15 protein-coding genes are annotated in these 18,335 nt (G+C 74.5%); 9 read left to right on the top strand and 6 right to left on the bottom strand.

From position 1 onward, the window contains the following. Positions 1–53 precede the first annotated feature (53 nt). Together C3489_RS11585 and C3489_RS11580 are read left to right on the top strand one after the other, a co-directional pair. Positions 54–1,892 carry an HSP90 family protein gene (locus C3489_RS11585; protein WP_103781670.1) on the top strand — a complete coding sequence of 613 codons (1,839 nt, stop codon included), beginning with the start codon at positions 54–56 and terminating at the stop codon, positions 1,890–1,892. Continuing rightward, on the top strand, positions 1,889–4,777 hold the full coding sequence (locus C3489_RS11580; RefSeq protein WP_103781669.1) for a hypothetical protein: 2,889 nt from the start codon (positions 1,889–1,891) through the stop codon (positions 4,775–4,777). The genes C3489_RS11585 and C3489_RS11580 overlap by 4 nt, the downstream gene beginning before the upstream one ends. A gap of 3 nt (positions 4,778–4,780) precedes the next feature. Here the strand turns inward: C3489_RS11580 and C3489_RS11575 are convergent, their stop codons facing one another. Then, the gene (locus tag C3489_RS11575) at positions 4,781–6,640 is read right to left on the bottom strand and encodes a DAK2 domain-containing protein (RefSeq protein ID WP_103781668.1); all 1,860 of its coding nucleotides are present in this window, start codon (positions 6,638–6,640) and stop codon (positions 4,781–4,783) included. Between the two features lie 268 nt (positions 6,641–6,908). Between C3489_RS11575 and rpmB the strand changes: the two genes are divergently transcribed. The 3 genes from rpmB (at position 6,909) to C3489_RS11560 (ending at position 11,460) form a co-directional block, all read left to right on the top strand. After that, positions 6,909–7,094 carry a 50S ribosomal protein L28 gene (rpmB, locus tag C3489_RS11570; RefSeq protein ID WP_003993230.1) on the top strand — a complete coding sequence of 62 codons (186 nt, stop codon included), beginning with the start codon at positions 6,909–6,911 and terminating at the stop codon, positions 7,092–7,094. Positions 7,095–7,208: 114 nt separating this feature from the next. Beyond that, complete coding sequence (locus C3489_RS11565) at positions 7,209–10,229, top strand: BTAD domain-containing putative transcriptional regulator (protein WP_103781667.1); 3,021 nt, start codon at positions 7,209–7,211, stop codon at positions 10,227–10,229. A 34-nt stretch (positions 10,230–10,263) separates the two neighbouring features. Beyond that, the gene (locus C3489_RS11560; RefSeq protein WP_103781666.1) at positions 10,264–11,460 is read left to right on the top strand and encodes an FAD-dependent monooxygenase; all 1,197 of its coding nucleotides are present in this window, start codon (positions 10,264–10,266) and stop codon (positions 11,458–11,460) included. 16 nt (positions 11,461–11,476) lie between these two features. Here the strand turns inward: C3489_RS11560 and thiD are convergent, their stop codons facing one another. Both thiD and C3489_RS11550 read right to left on the bottom strand, forming a co-directional pair. After that, entirely contained in the window at positions 11,477–12,283 is an 807-nt protein-coding gene (thiD, locus tag C3489_RS11555) for a bifunctional hydroxymethylpyrimidine kinase/phosphomethylpyrimidine kinase (RefSeq protein WP_103781665.1), read from the bottom strand. After that, entirely contained in the window at positions 12,280–13,245 is a 966-nt protein-coding gene (locus tag C3489_RS11550) for a thiamine-phosphate kinase (protein ID WP_103781664.1), read from the bottom strand. The genes thiD and C3489_RS11550 overlap by 4 nt, the downstream gene beginning before the upstream one ends. A gap of 206 nt (positions 13,246–13,451) precedes the next feature. Between C3489_RS11550 and C3489_RS11545 the strand changes: the two genes are divergently transcribed. Both C3489_RS11545 and C3489_RS11540 read left to right on the top strand, forming a co-directional pair. Next, the gene (locus C3489_RS11545) at positions 13,452–13,685 is read left to right on the top strand and encodes an Lrp/AsnC family transcriptional regulator (RefSeq protein ID WP_029384521.1); all 234 of its coding nucleotides are present in this window, start codon (positions 13,452–13,454) and stop codon (positions 13,683–13,685) included. 20 nt (positions 13,686–13,705) lie between these two features. After that, positions 13,706–14,188, top strand: coding sequence for a DUF3515 domain-containing protein (locus C3489_RS11540; RefSeq protein ID WP_103781663.1), 483 nt, complete (start codon positions 13,706–13,708; stop codon positions 14,186–14,188). 7 nt (positions 14,189–14,195) lie between these two features. On the opposite strand, the gene C3489_RS11535 is transcribed toward C3489_RS11540, so the two are convergent. Genes C3489_RS11535 through C3489_RS11525 form a run of 3 tightly spaced genes read right to left on the bottom strand, consistent with a single transcriptional unit; the run spans position 14,196 to position 17,271 of the window. Next, positions 14,196–15,353: a D-alanine--D-alanine ligase family protein gene (locus tag C3489_RS11535; RefSeq protein ID WP_103781662.1), complete on the bottom strand. Its 1,158-nt coding sequence runs from the start codon at positions 15,351–15,353 to the stop codon at positions 14,196–14,198. A gap of 59 nt (positions 15,354–15,412) precedes the next feature. After that, positions 15,413–16,432 (bottom strand): NAD(P)H-dependent glycerol-3-phosphate dehydrogenase, encoded by a 1,020-nt coding sequence (locus C3489_RS11530; protein ID WP_103781661.1) that lies wholly within the window; start codon positions 16,430–16,432, stop codon positions 15,413–15,415. After that, positions 16,429–17,271 carry a 1-acyl-sn-glycerol-3-phosphate acyltransferase gene (locus tag C3489_RS11525; protein ID WP_103781660.1) on the bottom strand — a complete coding sequence of 281 codons (843 nt, stop codon included), beginning with the start codon at positions 17,269–17,271 and terminating at the stop codon, positions 16,429–16,431. The genes C3489_RS11530 and C3489_RS11525 overlap by 4 nt, the downstream gene beginning before the upstream one ends. Before the next feature lie 202 nt (positions 17,272–17,473). Here C3489_RS11525 and cofC point away from each other — a divergent pair, with 202 nt between their 5' ends. Both cofC and C3489_RS11515 read left to right on the top strand, forming a co-directional pair. Beyond that, on the top strand, positions 17,474–18,112 hold the full coding sequence (gene cofC / locus C3489_RS11520; RefSeq protein WP_103781659.1) for a 2-phospho-L-lactate guanylyltransferase: 639 nt from the start codon (positions 17,474–17,476) through the stop codon (positions 18,110–18,112). Positions 18,113–18,122: 10 nt separating this feature from the next. Beyond that, a complete protein-coding gene (locus tag C3489_RS11515) occupies positions 18,123–18,320 on the top strand; it encodes a hypothetical protein (RefSeq protein ID WP_103781658.1) in 198 nt (65 codons plus the stop codon). The last annotated feature ends 15 nt before the right edge of the window (positions 18,321–18,335 follow it).

Raw genomic sequence — 18,335 nt, 5'->3', positions numbered from 1 at the left:
GGACCGCCCGACCCCGCGCCCTCGGACCCTCCCCCACCAGCGGCGCTGTGACGATGGACTCGCAGACCTCACAGTCATCCCAGGCTTCCCAGTCACCTCAGACACCTCATACGTTCCAGGTCGACCTGCGCGGTCTGGTCGACCTGCTCTCCCACCACCTGTACTCCAGCCCCAAGGTCTACCTGCGCGAGCTGCTGCAGAACGCGGTCGACGCCATCACCGCGCGCCGCGCCGAGGAGCCCGGCGCCCCGGCCCGGGTGCGGCTGTACGCCGAGGGCGGCGCGCTGCGCGTGGAGGACTCCGGGGTCGGGCTCACCGAGGCGGACGTGCACACCCTGCTGGCGACCATCGGCCGCAGTTCCAAGCGGGCGGACGGGCTGCGGGAGGCGCGCTCGGACTTCCTCGGCCAGTTCGGCATCGGGCTGCTGGCCTGCTTCGTCGTCGCCGAGCGGATCCGGGTCGTCAGCCGCAGCGCCCGGACCCCCGAGGCGCCGCCGGTGGAGTGGACGGCCCGCGACGACGGCTCGTACACCGTGCGGCCGCTGCCGGCGACGGACCGGCCCGAGCCGGGCACGACCGTGTACCTCACCGCGCGCCCCGGAGCCGCCGAGTGGCTCGCGCCCGAGCGGGTGCTGACGCTGGCGCGGGACTTCGGCTCGCTGCTGCCCTACGACGTCCGGGTCGGCGAGGAGGCGGTCACCGACCTGCCCGCGCCCTGGGAGCGCTCCTACCCGAGCCCCGCGAACAGGCGCGTGGCGCTCGCCCGGCACTGCCACGAGCTGTTCGGGTTCACACCGCTGGACTCCATCGACCTGGACGTGCCGCTGGCCGGCATCCGCGGTGTGGCGTACGTGCTGCCGTCGGCGGTGAGCCCGGCGCAGCGGGCGGGGCACCGGGTGCACCTGAAGGGCATGCTGCTGACCGAGCGGGCCGAACAGCTGCTGCCCGACTGGGCGTTCTTCGTGCGCTGCGTGCTGGACACCGACAGCCTGCGGCCCACCGCCTCACGCGAGTCGCTGTACGAGGACGAGACGCTGGCGGCGGTGCGGGAGGCGCTGGGCGAGCGGATCCGGTCCTGGCTGACCTCGCTCGCCGCGGGCGACCCGGAGCGGCTCGCGGCCTTCCTGTCGGTGCACCACCTGGGCGTGAAGTCCCTCGCCCGGCACGACAAGGAGATGCTGCGCACGATGCTGCCGTGGCTGCCGTTCGAGACGACGGACGGGCGGCTGTCGCTGGAGGAGTTCGCGCAGCGGCACCCGGTGGTGCACTTCACGCGCACGGTCGAGGAGTACCGGCAGGTCGCGCCGATCGCCTCCGCGCAGGGCGTCGGTGTCGTCAACGGCGGCTACACCTACGACAGCGAGCTGGTGGAGGCGCTGCCGTCGGTGCGGCCGGGCACGGCGGTAGCGGAGCTGGACGCGGACACCGTCACCGCGCACCTGGACTCCGTCGACGCCGGCGTGGAGCTGGCCCTGTCCGGCTTCCTGGCCGCGGCGCGGGCCAAGCTGGACCCGCTGGGCTGCGATGTGGTGCTGCGCGCCTTCCACCCGCTGTCGGTGCCCGCGCTGCACCTGGACGACCGGGCGGCCCGGCACGAGCAGGCGCGCGCCGAGGCGGAGGAGCGGGCGGACGACCTGTGGGCGGGCATCCTCGGCTCGCTGCGCGGCAGCGCGCCCCGCGCGCGTCTGGTGCTCAACCACCTCAATCCGCTGGTCCGCCGGATCAGCGCGCTCGGCGATCCCGAACTGATCGGCACGGCCACCGAGTCGCTGTACGGGCAGGCGCTGCTGATGGCGCAGCGGCCCCTGCGGCCCGCCGACTCGGCGTTGCTGAACCGGGCCTTCATCTCACTGCTGGAGTGGGCGACGCACGGGGAGGGCGGCTCACGATGAGCGACATCACGGACTTCGACTCGCTGCGCCGGGCGATGGCGGAGAACTCCGAGCAGCCGGAGGGCCCGGCGCGCAACGCGCGCGCGGAGCAGCTGCTCGCCGAGGCGGAGAAGCTGAACATCCCGCTCGCCGTGATCGAGGCGCTCGGGCACCAGCTGAAGGTGTACAACTACAGCTCCGAGAAGGCGAAGATGTTCGTCCCGTTCGCGCGGCTGCTGCGCATGTGGGACGAACGGCCCGAGGACTTCGACGCGTACGAGGCGCACTCGCTGCACTGGGTGTTCAAGTGGATGTCGTCGGGCATGCTCGACCAGCCGCACATCCCGCTGGAGTCGATCGAGAAGTGGCTCGGCGAGATGGAGCACCGCTACCGGCTCGCCGGGTACTCCGAGCGGGCGGTGCGCAGCGCCGAGCTGTCCGTCGCCGCCCATGTGGGGGACATCGCGCGGGCCGAGCGGGCCTACGCCGCCTGGCTGGCCGCGGACCGGGACGACATGGCCGACTGCCACGCCTGCGAACTGCACCAGCAGGGCTGGTGGCAGGCGGAGCGGGGGCGGGACGCGAAGGCGGTCGAGGCGTGGCGGCCGGTGCTGGAGGGCGAGTTCTCCTGCGCGCACGAGCCGCACACGGTGCTCGCCTCGTCGCTGGTGCCGCTGCTGCGGCTGGGCCGCCTGGACGAGGCGCGCGCCCACCATCTGCGGGGCTTTCGGCTGGTGCGGGCCATGGAGAGCATGCGGGGCGCGTTCGCGGACCATGTGGAGTTCTGCGCGCTCAGCGGCAACGAGGCCCGCGCGCTGGAGCTGCTGGCCGAGCGGCCGGCGTACTTCACCGACGACGGGCATCCGCGCAGCCGCATGGAATTCCTGGCGGTGGTCGCGCTGCTCATGGACCGCCTGGTCGAGCTGGGCCTGGGCGGGCAGCGGGTGCCGGGGCCGGCGGGCCGGACGTGGACGGCGAAGGAGCTGGCGGTACACGCGCGTGCGCAGGCGCTGGAGCTGGCCGAGCGCTTCGACCGGCGCAACGGCACGACGTACGTGAGCGAGTGGGCACGGGCGCGGATGGCGCGGCGGCCGCTGGTGGAGCGGCTCCCGCTCGGTGTGCGGTCCGTGCGGACGGCCCTGCCGGTGCCGGCGCCCGTGGCCGAACCCGTCGCCGAAGGCGACCTGCCCGCGCTGCTCGCCGAGGCGCGGCGGCTGTCGGACACGCTGCGGCCGGACGCCCTGGAGGCGTGGGCGGCGGTCGCGCGGGCCGCGCAGGGCGTCGAGCTGGCGCCGTACGACCGGGCCGAGCTGGTCGACCGCGAGGCCATGGGCCTCGGCGAGGAGGGCGCCCAGCTGTTCGAGGAGGCCGCCGACCTGTACGCGCAGGCGGGTGACGCGGGCGAGGCGCTGGCGGCACGCGCGCGTGCGGCGTATGTGCGGGCGCTCGCCGGTGACGTGGACGAGGCGCTGGCGGCGGTCGCGGAGCCGTACGACCGGATACTCGCGCTGTACGCCGAGGACGGCACGGGACTGCGGCAGGCCGCGTCGGTGCTGATGAGCCGGGCGCGCATCCTGATGCGGCGCGTGCACGAGGCCGAGGGACCGGTGGAGGCCGGGGTGGCCGAGCGCGCCGAGGCGGCGGTACGGGAGGTGCTGGCGCTCGTCGAGGGCCGCACCGGGGACGATGTGCGGCTCGCGGCGCGGCATGCCGAGGCTCTGGCGATGCTCGGCGAACTCGCCGCGCACGGCGGGGACGCGCGGGCGGCGGCGGAGCTGTTCGCGGACGCGGCGCGGGAGTTCGCGGACGCCGGGGTGCCGTGGTTCGCCGTCGAGTACGAGGCGCGGCTGGCGCAGCTCGCGCACCACCTGGGCGATCCGGCGGAGGCCGAACGGGCTCTGCGCGCGGCCCTGGAGCACGGCGGGGCGCAGCTGGCGCCGGTGGGTCGGGCCCAGCTGCACCTCCAGCTCGCCGAGGTCGTCGGCGCCCGGGGTGAGGCGGCCGAGGCGGCCGAGCACGCCCTGGAGGCCGCGCACTGGGCGGACGAGGCCGGTGAGGGGCCGACGCTCGGCGCGTGGGCGCGGCAGCAGCTCGGCGGGCTACTGGTCCGGCAGGGGCGGTGGGCCGAGGCGGCGGAGGTGCTGGAGTCGGCGCTGCCCGACGTGAGCGCCGAGACGCACGGTGACGGCGCGGTCGTACAGACCCTGTGGTGGCTGGGCGACTGTCTGAGCGAGCTGGGCGAGCACCGTGCGGCGGCCGAACGGCGGCTGCGGGCGGCCGAGATCGCCCGGCACTGGCCCGAGCAGGAGGACCACGCCACGCTCGCCCATCTCGCCGCGACGAACCTGGAGATGGCGGGTCTCGCCGAGGAGGCGGAAGCCGCCTACGCGCGGGCGGGCGAGCTGTGGCGCACGGTGGGCGACGCACACGGCCTGGTCCGCGCCCTGCGCGCGCGTGCCTGGCTGGCGCTGCGCGCCGAGGACGGCCCGGAGCGGGCACGGGAGCTGATGACCGAAGCGGTCGAGGAGTGCGGGGCGGCGCTGGCGGCGGCCGGGGACGACGAGGAGACGCGCCATCGGCTGACCGCCGAACTGGGCCACACCCACCGGCAGTTCGGCGACCTGCTCACCCGCTCGCAGGCGCCGTCCGACGAGGCGCTCGCCGAATTGGACGCGGCGGTCGCCGTCTTCACCGCCCTCGGCCGGGACGCCGTGCACGCCCGCACCGGCGCGGAACTGGCCGCGGGCCGGCTGGAGGCCGAGCTGGGCCGCCCCGACGCGGCGCGGGCACGCGCGCGTGCCGTGCTGTCGGCGTACGAGGACGCGCCCGAGGACGACGAGACGGCCACGGCCCGCCGCACGGAGGCGCAGCAGCTCGCCCAGGCGGTGCAGCCACCCACGCCCTGACGCTCACTCCACCCCGATGAGCACCGGCGCCCCCTGGCGGCCGCCCCGGTACACCACCGTGTCGACCGCCAGATACGTCTCCCTGACCCGGGTCTCCAGGCGGTCGGCGACGCCGTCGGGGGCGTCGTCGCCGAGGACGAGGGTGACGAGTTCGCCGCCCGCGGCCAGCATGCGGTCCAGCACGGTCTCGGCGGTCGCGGTGACGTCCGCGCCGATCACGGCCACGTCGCCGTCGATGAGGCCGAGGACGTCGCCGGCCTGGCAGATGCCGGCCGTGGTCCAGGACTCGCGTTCGGCGACGGTGACCTCGGCGTAGCGGGTGGCGCCCGCCGCCGAGGTCATGGAGACCACGTCCTCGTCGAAGCGGCGGTCGGGTTCGTGCACGGCGAGCGCGGCGATCCCCTGGACCGCGGAGCGGGTGGGGATGAGCGCCACCCGGATGCCCTCGGTGCGGGCCTGCTCGGCCGCAGCGGCGGCGGTGTGGCGCAGCTCGGGGTCGTTGGGCAGCAGCACCACCTCGCGCGCGTGGGCGCGGCGTACGGCCTCCACCAGCTCGCCGCTGGCGGGCGGCTCCCCCGGGCGGGCCAGCACGGTCGTCGCGCCGGCCTCCGTGTACAGCCCGGCCAGGCCCTCGCCGGGGACGACGGCGACGACGGCGCGCTGGACCCGCTCGCGGGGCGGGCGCTCGCCGCGCGCGGTGTGCGCGTCGCCGGCGCCGAAGTGGGTGATCCGGATCCGGTACGGCCGTCCCGCTTCCACGCCGGCCTCCACGGCGGCACCGGCGTCGTCCACGTGCACATGGACGTTCCACAGGCCGTCGCCGCCGACCACGACCAGGGAGTCGCCGAGGGCGTCCAGCCGCCGGCGCAGCCGGGCGACGGCGTCGTCGTCGGCCTCCAGCAGGTAGATCACCTCGAAGGCGGGCCCGTCCTCGTCCGGAACCGCCCCGGGGTCGGGGCAGGTCACGGCCGCCTCCGGGGGCACGCGGTCCTGGGCGGCGTCCCGCGCACCGGCCTCCGCCTCCGCCCGCGCGGTGCCCTGCGCACCGGTCCGCACCCCCGCCTGCGCGGCGGCCCGCGTACGAGCCTGCCCCGGCACCTGCGCCCCGGACTGCGCGTCGCCGCCCGGCCCGGAACCCTGTACGTGCGTGTGGCCGACCGGTCCCTGCACGCGCGCCTGGCCGGCCGGTCCCGCCGGGGCCTCCCCGGTGAACGTCTCCACCAGCGCCCCCAGCACCGTCACCAGACCGCGGCCGCCGGCGTCCACCACTCCCGCGCGGTACAGGGCGGCGAGCTGGCCGGGGGTCGCGGCGAGCGCCGTGCGCGCCCCGTCGTAGGCGGCCCGGGCCACCGTCCCGCAGTCGCCCCGCGCGCCCTCGGCGGCGTCGGCGGCGGCCGCGGCAACGGTCAGCACGGTGCCCTCGACGGGGTGGGCGACGGCCTGCCGGGCGGAGTCGGCCGCGCACCGCAGCGCGCGCCGCAGCCCCGAACCGTCGGTGTGAGCCTGGTCGCTCTCGGCGGCGAGCACCTGCGCCATACCGCGCAGCAGCTGGGCGAGGATGGTCCCGGAGTTCCCGCGCGCGCCGATGAGCGCGCCGTGGGCCATCGCGTGCACCGCGTCGGCCAGGGACGGCCGCTCGCCCCCGGCGGCGGCGCCGATCTCGTACCCGGCGAACACGGCCTCGACCGCGCCGGCCGCGGACTCCACGGTCAGGTAGAGGTTGGTGCCGGTGTCCCCGTCGGCCACCGGGTACACGTTGATCGCGTCGATCTCCTCGCGCGCGCGCCCGAGCGCGTCCAGCGCGAGAGAGCACCAGGTGCGCACCGCGAGAGCATCGAGGAATGTCTGCGGCACCTGCGCCACCTGCGCCTCCCTGAGCTGCTGGACGTGGGACGCAGCGTAGACCCCGGCCCGGTGCCCGCAGGAAGAGGGCCGTGGGCGGACCCCTGCGCTGCCATGGTAGTTTCGTCGAACGGACGCAGTCGTTGTATGCTGCTCCGGTTGCCCGATCCGATCGGGCTGATTCCCCTGGCACCGCCACTCAGATCTCAGATCGCTCACAGATCATAGGATCTGGATCCCGGCATGCCGGGATTGACCGTAAGTGCATCTGAAGTCTTTGGAGTGACCCGTGGCTGCCAACTGCGACGTCTGCGGCAAGGGGCCGGGCTTCGGCAACAACATCTCGCACTCGCACCGCCGTACGTCCCGTCGCTGGAACCCGAACATCCAGCGTGTGCGTACCGTGGTGGGCGGGACGCCGAAGCGCGTGAACGCTTGCACCTCGTGCATCAAGGCCGGCAAGGTCTCGCGCTGACGCTCAGCTGAGCGCGCGGCCACCGTCGGTTCGCCGCACTGAGCCGGTCCACCTCCGGGTGGGCCGGCTTTTTGCCGTACCCGCGCACCGTCCCGACCTGCCAGAATCCGGGGAATGCGCTTCGGCATCCTGGGCCCGGCGGAGATCCGCACCGGCGACGGCACCCCCCTCGACCCCGGCGGTCCCCGCCCCCGCGCCCTGCTCACGCTGCTCCTGCTGGACGCCGGCCGCGCCGTCCCCGTAGACCGCCTCCTGGAGGGCCTGTACGGCGCCGAGCCGCCCGGTGAGGCCGCGAACGCGCTCCAGTCCCAGATATCCCGGCTGCGCAGGCGCCTCGGGCCGCACGCGCGGATCGACGCCGTCCCGGCCGGCTACCGGCTCGCGGCCGACCCGGACGCGGTCGACGCCCACCGCTTCGCCCGCCTGGCCGCCGAGGGGCGCACCGCTCTGCACGCCGGTGACCATCCGCGGGCGGCCGCCCTGCTGCGGGACGCGCTCGCCCTGTGGCGCGGCCCCGCGCTGCCCGACCTGCCGGACGCGCGCGCCGAGCGGACCCGGCTCGACGAGCTGCGGCTGGCCGCCGTGCAGGACCGGATCGACGCCGAGCTCGGGCTCGGAGGCGGCGCGGAGCTGGTGCCGGAGCTTCGGGCGCTGATCGGGGAGCATCCGCTGAGCGAGCGCCTGTACGGGCAGCTCATGCGGGCGCTGCACGCGGGCGGACGGCCCGCCGAGGCGCTCGCGGTGTTCGAGGAGGCGCGCGGCACGCTCGCCGCCGAACTCGGCGCCGACCCGTCGCCCGAGCTGGCCGCCCTCCACCTCGACCTGCTGCGGGCGCGGCCCGACGCCCCGGCCCGGGCACGGCGGCGGCTGCCCGCGCAGCTGACCCGGTTCGTGGGCCGGGAGGCCGAGCTGGCCCGGATCGGGGAGGCGCTCGCCGAGTCGCGGCTGGTGACGCTCACCGGGCCCGGCGGCGTCGGCAAGACCCGGCTCGCCCTGGAGGCGGCCGGCACCGCCCCGGACGTCTGCCTGGTGGAGCTGGCGCCCCTCGCCGACGGCGAGCGGATCCCGTACGCCGTGCTGGCGGCGCTCGGTGTGCGCGACGGCTTCCGCAGCCCCGCCACGGACGCGACGGACCGGCTGCTGGCCGCGCTGGAGGACCGGGAGGTGCTGCTGGTGCTCGACAACTGCGAGCACCTGGTGGAGGCCGCCGCCCGCACCACCGCCCTGCTGCTGGGCGCCTGCCCGGGCGTGCGGGTCCTGGCCACCAGCCGGGAGTCGCTCGCGATCACCGGGGAGGTGCTGGTCCCGGTGGCGCCGCTGCCCGAGGAGCCGGCCGTACGGCTGCTGCTGGACCGGGCACGGGCCGTGCGCCCCGACCTCGACGCGGACGACGCGCGCGTGCCGGAGATCTGCCGGGCCCTGGACGGGCTGCCGCTGGCGATCGAGCTGGCCGCGGCCCGGCTGCGCACGCTCTCGCCGCGGGAGCTGGCCGAGCGGCTGCACGACCGGTTCCGGCTGCTGGCCCGCGGCGACCGGGCCAAGGCGCCCCGGCACCGCACGCTGCGGGCGGTGGTGGAGTGGAGCTGGGAGCTGCTGGAGGCAAAGGAGCGGGAGCTGGCGATCCGGCTGACCGTGTTCCGCGGCGGGGCCACGCTGGACGCGGTGGCGGCGGTGTGCGCGGTGCCGCATCCGGAGGACGTCCTGGCGTCCCTGGTGGAGAAGTCGTTCGTGGAGCTCGCCGGCGGGCGCTACCGGATGCTGGAGACGATCCGCGCGTTCGCGGCCGAGCAGCCGGCATCGGCCGGCACGCAGGAGTTCCTGTCCGCCCACGCCGCGTACTTCCTGCGGCTGGCCGAGCGCGCGGAGCCGTGTCTGCGCGGTGGCGAGCAGCTGCCGTGGCTGGCCCGGCTGGGCGCCGAGCACGACAACCTGGACGCCGCCCAGCGCCATCTGACGGCCACCGACCCGCACCGGGCGCTGCGCCTGATGGCCGCCCTGACCTGGTTCCGGCGGCTGCGCGGCCTGCACGGCGAACGGGTGGAGCAGGCCCGGGCGCTGCTCGCGGCGGTCGGCGGGGAGCCGCCCGAGCGGCTGGCCGAGGAGTACGCCCTGTGCCTCATGAACGCCGTCTCGGGGCAGGGCGACGACCCCGCCGACCCCGGCCTCGTGACCCGGGCCGCCGCCGTCATGGCCGCGCTGGACCGTCCGCTGCGGCTGCCGTTCACGGTGATCGTGTGGTCCCTCACCGGCGGCCCCCAGCTCAGTGTCGGCGCACACGTGCGCGCGCAGGTCGGCGAAGAGCCGTGGGGGCTGGCGCTGCTGGACCTCGGTCTGGCCTACCAGGACTGGTTCTCGGGGCGGGCCGCCGAGGCGGAGGCGTCCTTCACACGCGCGTGGGAGGGGTTCCGCACGACCGGCGACCGCTGGGGCATGGCCAACTGCCTCGACCCGCTCGGCGGCTTCGCGTACGCGCGTGGCGACTACGCGGGTGCCCTCGCCCTCCTCGACGAGGGCCTGACCCATGTGGGGGAGCTGGACGCGCCGGAGGAGACCGCGGACCTGCTGCACCGGCGCGGCTGTGTGCTGCTGGCGCAGGGCGCGCACGAGGAGGCCGCCGCGCACTTCGCGCGCTCCCGTGACCTGGCCCGCGCCGCCGGGGCGGCCGACAAGGTGGCGGGCGCGCTGCGCGGCCTGGGCGACGTGGCCCGCCACGCCGGTGACACGGCACGCGCGCGCGTGCACTACGAAAGCGCCCTCCAGGCGTGCGCGGCCACCTGGTTCAGTGTCGGCGAGACCGTACGCATCATGATCGGTCTGGGCCGCACGGCCGCCGCCGAGGGCGACAGGGGCGCCGCCCGCGACTGGCTCGCGCAGGCCCGCGCCCAGGCGCCGCGGTCACCGGACGTCCTGCTGCCTGCGGACGTCGCCGACGCCCTGGCCGGGCTGGCCGCACGGCCAGAGGAGGCGGCCGAACTGCTGGGCGCCGCGGCCGGTCTGCGGGGCATGCGCCTGGACGGCGACCCCGACGTCGTACGGACGGTGCGACGCACCCGCGCGTGCCTGTCGCCCGAGGCGTACGACGAGGCCTTCGAGCGGGGCCGGCGGCTGCGGTCAGCGGCGGTCAGCGAACGGTAGGGGGACGGTCAGCGCGGGCCGGAAGGCTGCTCGCATGACCGACAACCTGAGTCACCTCGACGTCCTGATCTCCGGTGCGAGCGTCGCCGGCCCGGCCCTCGCCCTCGGACTCGCCCGGTACGGCGCGCGGGTCACCGTCGTGGAGAAGGCGCCCGCGCTGCGCGGCGGCGGCTTCGCGGTCGACTTCCGCGGGCATGTGCACCGCCGGGTGCTCACCGCCATGGGCATCTGGGACGACGTCCACGCCCACCAGACCCACATGGGCCGGCAGAGCGTCGTGGACGCCGACGGCACCCCGCGCGTGGACCTGCCCGCGCAGATGATGAGCGGCGACGTGGAGATCTTCCGCGGCGACCTGGCCCGGATCGTGTACGAGCGGACCAGGGACACCGTGGAGTACGTCTTCGGCGACTCGGTCACGGCGCTGACCGACACCCCGGACGGGGTCGAGGTCGCCTTCGAGCGGGGCACGTCCCGCCGCTTCGACCTCGTCGTCGGCGCCGACGGCCTGCACTCGAACACCCGCCGTCTGGTCTTCGGCGACGAGTCCCGCTACCTGCGTTTCTTCGACCACTACGTGGCCGGCTTCAGCGTGCCCAACCACCTGGGCCTGGACCGCACCGGCCGCCTGTACAGCGAGCCGGGGCGGTGCGTCGTCCTCGGCAACTACGACGGCGACCCGGACCGGGCGGGTGCCCTGCTGGTGTTCCGGTCCGAGCGGCTGGCGTACGACCGCCGGGACGTTGCGGCGCACAAGCGCATCCTCGCCGAACGGTTCGCGGGGATGGGCTGGGAGACGCCGGCGGTGCTCAAGGCCCTTGAGGAGACCGACGACCTGTACTTCGACGCCATCGCGCAGATCCACATCGACCGCCTCACCAAGGGCCGGGTGGCGCTGCTCGGCGACGCCGGGTACGGGGCGACGATGGGCGGGATGGGCACGGGCGTGGCGATCGTCGCCGCCCATGTCCTCGCCGGGGAGCTGGCGCTGGCGGGCGGCGACCACCGTGTCGCGTTCGCCGAGTACGAGACGCGGGTGCGGGACTTCGCCAGGGGCTGCCAGAAGATCTCCGGCAACGCGGGCCCGTTCTTCGCACCGGCCACCGAGCGCCGTATCCGCAGCCGGGACCGGATGTACCGGATGCTCAGCTCCCGGATGCTGGCCGGTTTCTTCAAGCGGCTGACGGAGAAGGCGGCGACCGCCATCGAACTCAGGGACTACCCGGCCTGAGCACGCCGGTGGGCTCTCAGGGAGTGCCGGGCCGTGTGAGGGCCCAGCCGTGGTCCACGGGCCCGATCCCGCCGCCGAGCGCGAAGCCGGCGGCGATCGCCCCGGTGACGTACTCCTTGGCCGCCGTGACCGCCTCGGGCACGGACCGCCCCTTGGCCAGCCCGCACGCGACGGCGGAGGCGAGGGTGCAGCCGGTGCCGTGGGTGTGCCGGTTGTCGTGGCGCGGGGCGCGCAGCCAGTGCTCCTCAAAGCCGTCGGTCAGGAGGTCCACCGCGTCGCCCGCCAGATGCCCGCCCTTGATCAGCACCCAGCGCGGCCCGTACGCCAGCACGGCCTCGGCGGCCCGCCGCATGTCGTCCTCCGACTCGACCCGCACGCCGGTGAGTTGAGCGACCTCGTCCAGGTTCGGCGTGGCCACGGTCGCCACCGGAAGGAGCTTGGTGCGCACGGAGTCCAACGCGGAGGCGGCCAGCAGGGAGTCGCCGTGCTTGGAGACGCCGACCGGGTCGACGACGGCGGGCGCGTCGGTGCCGGCGAGCAACTCGGCTACGGTCTCGACGAGTTCGGCGGAGGCGAGCATGCCGGTCTTGACGGCCTGCACGCCGATGTCGTCGACGACGCTGCGGTACTGCGCCCGCACCGCCTCCACGGGCAGCTCCCAAGCGCCCTGCACACCGCGGGAGTTCTGCGCGGTGACGGCGGTGAGCACGCTCATGCCGTGCGTGCCGAGCGCCAGCATCGTCTTCAGGTCGGCCTGGATCCCGGCGCCGCCCCCGGAGTCGGAGCCGGCCACGGTGAGCACCCGGGGCGGCGCGGCGCTCATGACTCGATGTCCCCGAAGTGGTCCCAGCCGCCCTTGCTGGTCCAGGGGGCGCCGTCGACGGTCACCTGGGGCAGCGCGGAGGGGTTGAGCACCTCGCCGATCACCTTCCAGCGGGCGGGCAGCTTGGCGTCGGAGGGGAAGGTCGCCACGATCGCGTGGTCCTCTCCCCCGGTCAGCACCCACTGCAGCGGGTCGACACCGACGGCCTGCCCGATGTCGTGCATCTGGGTGGGGATGTCGATGGCGCCGGAGCGGATGTCGATGCGCACCTTGCTGGCCTCGGCGATGTGCCCGAGGTCGGCGATCAGCCCGTCGCTGACGTCGCACATCGCGGTGGCGCCGAGCGCGGCGGCGGCGGGGCCGGCGTGGTACGGCGGCTCGGGGCGGCGGTGCGCCTCGACGAAGGCGCGCGGGGAGCGGAAGCCGCGGGAGAGGACCGCGTACCCGGCGGCGGACCAGCCCAGCCAGCCGGTGACGGCGACGAGGTCGCCGGGCTGCGCGCCGGCCCGGGTGACGGGTTCCTGGTTGCGCAGGTCGCCGAGCGCGGTGATCGACACCATGATCGTGTCGCCGCGCACGACGTCTCCGCCGACCACCGAGGCGCCCGCGACCTGGCACTCGTCACGCAGGCCGTCCATCAGCTCGGTCGGCCAGGTCACCGGCAGCTCGGCGGGCACGACCAGGCCGAGCAGCAGCGCGGTCGGGACGGCGCCCATGGCGGCGATGTCGGCGAGGTTCTGCGCGGCGGCCTTGCGGCCCACGTCGTAGGCCGTGGACCAGTCACGGCGGAAGTGCCGGCCCTCCAGCAGGATGTCGGTGCTGGCCACGACCCGCCGGTCCGGTGCGGCCACCACGGCGGCGTCGTCGCCCGGGCCGACCCGGACGGCCGGGGTGGTGGTGAGACGGGAGGTGAGCTCCCTGATGAGCCCGAACTCCCCGAGCTCACCAACAGTGCCCTTCATTGCCCTGACTCCCCTTCTGTCTCTGTCCGTGCCCGGTCGCGCGGGACCAGTGTCCTCGATACCGTCGAAGCAGCAAGCCTTGTCCGCCCTGTGCGCACCCCGGCACGCAAGGCCCGGTTCCCGCAGGTCTCCCCGCGGGGAGCGGCGACGCGGTACCGTGGCGTTCCTTTTCCCCACATGATCCTCGTGGCCGCCCTGGAGGTTCCGTGGTACAGGCGTACATCCTGATCCAGACGGAGGTCGGCAAGGCGTCGACCGTCGCCGAGACGATCGGCAAGATCCCTGGAGTGATCCAGGCTGAGGACGTGACAGGTCCGTACGACGTCATCGTCCGCGCACAGGCCGACACCGTAGACGACCTCGGCCGCATGGTGGTCGCCAAGGTCCAGCAAGTGGACGGCATCACCCGCACCCTGACCTGCCCGGTCGTGCATCTGTAGCCCCCGTCTACGCTTGGCCGGTGAGCTTCTTCCGTCACCGGCCCTTCGGCCTGCCCGCCCTCGTCCTGCTCCTCGCCGCCGCGGGCTGCTCCTTCGCAGACGACAGCGCGTCGGTGGCGGTTCCCTCGCCGGGGGCGAAGGCCGCGGCGCTCTGCCGAGAGCTGGACCGGGCGCTGCCGGCCGAGGTCGACGACCAGGACCGCCGGGATCCCGACCCCGCGTCACCGCTGACGGCGGGCTGGGGGGACCCGGCGATCATACTGCGGTGCGGTGTGGAGCGGCCCGCGAAGATGAACGACGAGGAAGCCGACGGGGTCGAGGTGGACGGGGTCGGCTGGCTGCTGGAGAAGCAGCAGGACGGCTCGTTCCGCTTCACCACGGCGCTCAGGAAGGCGTACGTCGAGGTGACGATCCCCGAGCAGCGGACCGGCGACGGCATGGCGCCCCTCGTCGACCTGGCGCCCGGCATCAAGAAGGCGATCCCCGAGGGGATCGCCGACTAGAGCGGGGTCAGCGCAGACCCGTCGAACGGCGCAGGGCCGCCTGGATGAGGCGGTCGACCAGCTCCGCGTAGCTGATGCCGGTGGCCTGCCACATCTGCGGGTACATCGAGATCGGGGTGAAGCCGGGCATCGTGTTGATCTCGTTGATGACGAACTCGCCGTCCTCGGTGAGGAAGAAGTCCGCACGCACCAGGCCCTCGCAGGAGGCCGCCTCGAAGGCGTCCACCGCGAGCCGGCGCACCTCGGCGGTCTGCTCCTCGGTGAGCGGCGCCGGGACGATGCCGGGCGTGGAGTCGATGTACTTGGCCTCGAAGTCGTAGTAGGCGTGCGCGTCCGGCGGCGGGATCTCGGCCGGGACGGAGGCGCGCGGGCCGTCCTCGAACTCCAGCACGCCGCACTCGATCTCACGGCCGCGCACGGCGGCCTCGACGAGGATCTTCGGGTCGTGCCGCTGGGCCTCCTCCACGGCCTCGTCCAGGCCGGACAGGTCGTCCACCTTGGTGATGCCGATGGAGGAACCGGCGCGCGCGGGCTTCACGAACAGCGGCCAGCCGTGCTCGCCCGCGAAGTCGACGATCTTCTTGCGGGCGGCGGAGGCGTCCCGCTCCCACTCGCGGGGCCGGATCACCACGTACGGGCCCACCTTGAGCCCGAAGGAGGTGAACACCCGCTTCATGTACTCCTTGTCCTGGCCGACGGCCGAGGCGAGCACGCCCGAGCCCACGTACGGCACGCCCGACAGCTCCAGCAGGCCCTGGAGGGTGCCGTCCTCGCCGTACGGGCCGTGCAGCACCGGGAAGACGACGTCGACCTCACCGAGGGCCTTGGGCACCGAGCCGGGCTCGCTGTAGACGACCTCGCGGCTGGCGGGGTCGACGGGGAGCACCACGCCGCCCTCGCCGGACTCGGCCAGCTCCTCGACGTTGGGCGTACGGCGGTCGGTGATCGCCATGCGCTCCGGCGCGTCGGCCGTGAGCGCCCACCGCCCGTCCTGGGTGATGCCGATCGGAAGGACGTCGTACTTCGTCCGGTCGACGGCCTTCAGGACGGCACCGGCGGTGACCACGGAGATCCCGTGTTCGGAGCTGCGCCCGCCGAACACGACGGCCACGCGCGGCTTGCGGGGCTGCTGCTCAGGGCTCTGGGGAAGGTTCTCGGTGCTCATATCGCGATGAGAGTACCCGGTGGTAGAGCAGGGAGACAGCGTCCGCGGCCCCGCGTCGCTCAGCGTCGTTCGGGCTTCGCGCTGCGCGACATCAGCTCCTTGAGCGCGACCACCGGGGACTTGCCCTCGTGCACGATGGAGACGACCGTCTCGGTGATCGGCATGTCGACGCCGTGCCGGCGGGCCAGATCCAGCACCGACTCGCAGGACTTGACGCCCTCGGCGGTCTGCTTGGTGACCGCGATGGTCTCCTGCAGGGTCATGCCCTTGCCGAGGTTGGTGCCGAAGGTGTGGTTGCGGGACAGCGGCGAGGAGCAGGTGGCCACCAGGTCGCCCAGGCCCGCGAGGCCGGAGAACGTCATCGGGTCGGCGCCCATGGCCAGGCCCAGCCGGGTGGTCTCGGCGAGGCCGCGGGTGATGAGCGAGCCCTTGGCGTTGTCGCCCAGGCCCATGCCGTCCGCGATGCCGACGCCGAGCCCGATGACGTTCTTGACGGCACCGCCGAGTTCGCAGCCGACGACGTCGGTGTTGGTGTACGGCCGGAAGTACGGGGTGTGGCAGACGGCCTGGAGGCGCTGGGCCACCGCCTCGTCGGTGCAGGCGACGACGGCCGCGGCCGGCATCCGGGCGGCGATCTCGCGGGCCAGGTTGGGTCCGGTGACCACGGCGACGCGCTCCGGGCCCACCTTGGCGACGTCCTCGATGACCTCGCTCATCCGCATGGTGGTGCCCAGCTCGACGCCCTTCATCAGCGACACCAGGACGGTGCGCGGGGCGAGCAGCGGCGTCCACTCGGCCAGGTTGGCGCGCAGCGTCTGGGAGGGGACGGACAGGACGGTGAAGTCCGCGCCGGCGGCGGCCTCGGCCGGGTCGGTGGTGGCCCGGACGTTCTCGGGCAGCTCCACGCCGGGCAGGTAGTCCGGGTTGGTGCGGGTGGAGTTGATCGCCTCGGCGACCTCGGGGCGGCGTGCCCACAGGACGACCTCGCACCCGGCGTCGGCGAGCACCATGGCGAAGGCGGTGCCCCACGAACCGGCGCTGAGGACGGCCGCCTTGACCGGCGTGACCGGCTTGCTCACTTGCCCTGCCCTTCTGCCTGTTTCCCCGGTGCGCGCACCTCTGCCTGTGCCTGGGCCCTGGCCTGCGCCTGAGCCTGGGCCTTGGCCTGTGCCTGGGCCTGGGCCTGCGCCTGGGTGCGGCGGCGCTGCTCGATGCGCTCGCGGCGCGGGTCGTACGGCGTCGCGGGCGCCTTCTCGCCGCGGATCTCCTCCAGCTGGCGGGTGATGGCGGCCATGATGACCTCGGTGGCCTCCTTCAGCACCTCCGCGGTCATCTCCTTGTCGTAGAAACGGGAGAGGTCCACGGGCGGGCCGGCCAGCACGTGGTGCGTCTTGCGCGGGAAGAGGTTGGGCTTCTTGGCGTACGGGGGCAGCAGCTCGTTGCAGCCCCACTGGGCGACCGGGATCACCGGGCACTTGGTCTGCAGGGCCACGCGCGCGGCGCCCGTCTTGCCGGTCATGGGCCAGCCGTTGGGGTCGCGGGTGAGGGTGCCCTCGGGGTAGAAGGCGACGCACTCGCCGCGCTCCACGGCGTCGATCGCGGCCCGGAAGGCGCTGAGCGCGTCGGTGGACTCGCGGTAGACGGGGATCTGGCCGGTGCCGCGCATGGCGGCGCCGACGAAGCCCTTCTTGAAAAGCCCGCTCTTGGCCAGGAACCGCGGGACCCGGCCGGTGTTGTACTGGAAGTGGGCGTAGGCGAAGGGGTCGACGTGCGAATTGTGGTTCACCACGGTGATAAAACCGCCGTCGGCCGGAATGTGCTCGATTCCGCGCCAGTCCCGCTTGAGCAGAAACACCAGCGGTGGTTTGCAGATCACCGCGGCGAAGCGGTACCAGAAGCCGATTCTGCGGCGGGGCACGCGGACACCTTCCTCTAGGGCTGCCACCGGGGCCCGTGGGGGCCGCACAAGTGTCGCCCCGAGCCGCCGGTCTGTCGAGAACACCGTACGCCCGCCCGTCTCCCGCCACTGCCCTTGCACCGAGCTTCGCGCCGCTGCCCCCGCGCCGGGCCCGAGGTGACCCGGGGGACAATAGCCGCGACGAGAGAGGGGCGGTACGCCGGTGCAGTGGACCTTGGTCATCCCGCTGAAGCCGCTGGCGCTGGCCAAGAGCAGGCTCGCGGACACGGCGGCGGACGGGGTGCGTCCGGGACTCGCGCTGGCGTTCGCGCTGGACACGGTCGCGGCGGCGCTGGACTGCCCCGCGGTGTCCGATGTGGCGGTCGTCACCAACGACGCGCTGGCCGGCCGGGAGCTGGCGGCCCTGGGCGCGCGGATCGTCCCGGACGAACCGGCCGCCGGGCTGAACGCCGCCCTGACGCACGCGGCGGCGGCCGTGCGCGCGGTTCTTCCCCACAGTCCCCTGGCGGCCCTGAATGCCGATCTTCCGGCGCTGCGCCCGGTGGAATTGTCCCGGGTCCTGAAGACGGCCGAGGTATTTCCCCGCGCATTTCTCCCGGATGCCGCGGGAATCGGCACCACTCTTCTCGCGGCGGCCGGGAACCGTGAATTGCGCCCGGCCTTCGGACCGGACTCCCGCGCCCGGCACCGGGCAGGCGGCGCGGTGGAGCTGCCGCTGGAATCGGTGGACTCGGTGCGCCAGGACGTGGACACCGGCGACGACCTGCGCGCCGCGCTGGCCCTGGGCGTGGGCCCCCGGACGGCCGCGGTGGCCGCGCGGTTGCTGATTCCCGGGCAGTAGGCTGGCGGCCATGCAGGCGACCGCATACACGTACGACCCCGAGACCCGCACCGGCCAGGTCCTCCTCGACGACGGCACTCCGCTGCCGTTCGACGCCCCGGCCTTCGACGCGGGCGGTCTGCGGATGCTGCGCCCCGGCCAACGGGTGCGCATCGAGACCGAGGGCGAGCCGCGCCGCATCACGCTGGTGACCCTGCAGACGTTCTGAGCGCGCGCACGCCCG

It is taken from the genome of Streptomyces sp. Ru71 (assembly GCF_002920535.1).
In the GTDB taxonomy this organism is placed as follows: Bacteria; Actinomycetota; Actinomycetes; order Streptomycetales; family Streptomycetaceae; genus Streptomyces.
This window is presented reverse-complemented; position numbering and strand designations above follow the sequence as displayed.

Excerpts from the sequence above, each read along its gene's own strand:
- C3489_RS11585 (WP_103781670.1), top strand. The coding sequence starts at position 54 with ATGGACTCGCAGACCTCACAGTCATCCCAGGCTTCCCAGTCACCTCAG.
- C3489_RS11580 (WP_103781669.1), top strand. The coding sequence starts at position 1,889 with ATGAGCGACATCACGGACTTCGACTCGCTGCGCCGGGCGATGGCGGAG.
- C3489_RS11565 (WP_103781667.1), top strand. The coding sequence starts at position 7,209 with ATGCGCTTCGGCATCCTGGGCCCGGCGGAGATCCGCACCGGCGACGGC.
- C3489_RS11560 (WP_103781666.1), top strand. The coding sequence starts at position 10,264 with ATGACCGACAACCTGAGTCACCTCGACGTCCTGATCTCCGGTGCGAGC.
- thiD (WP_103781665.1), bottom strand. The coding sequence starts at position 12,283 with ATGAGCGCCGCGCCGCCCCGGGTGCTCACCGTGGCCGGCTCCGACTCC.
- C3489_RS11550 (WP_103781664.1), bottom strand. The coding sequence starts at position 13,245 with ATGAAGGGCACTGTTGGTGAGCTCGGGGAGTTCGGGCTCATCAGGGAG.
- C3489_RS11535 (WP_103781662.1), bottom strand. The coding sequence starts at position 15,353 with ATGAGCACCGAGAACCTTCCCCAGAGCCCTGAGCAGCAGCCCCGCAAG.
- C3489_RS11515 (WP_103781658.1), top strand. The coding sequence starts at position 18,123 with ATGCAGGCGACCGCATACACGTACGACCCCGAGACCCGCACCGGCCAG.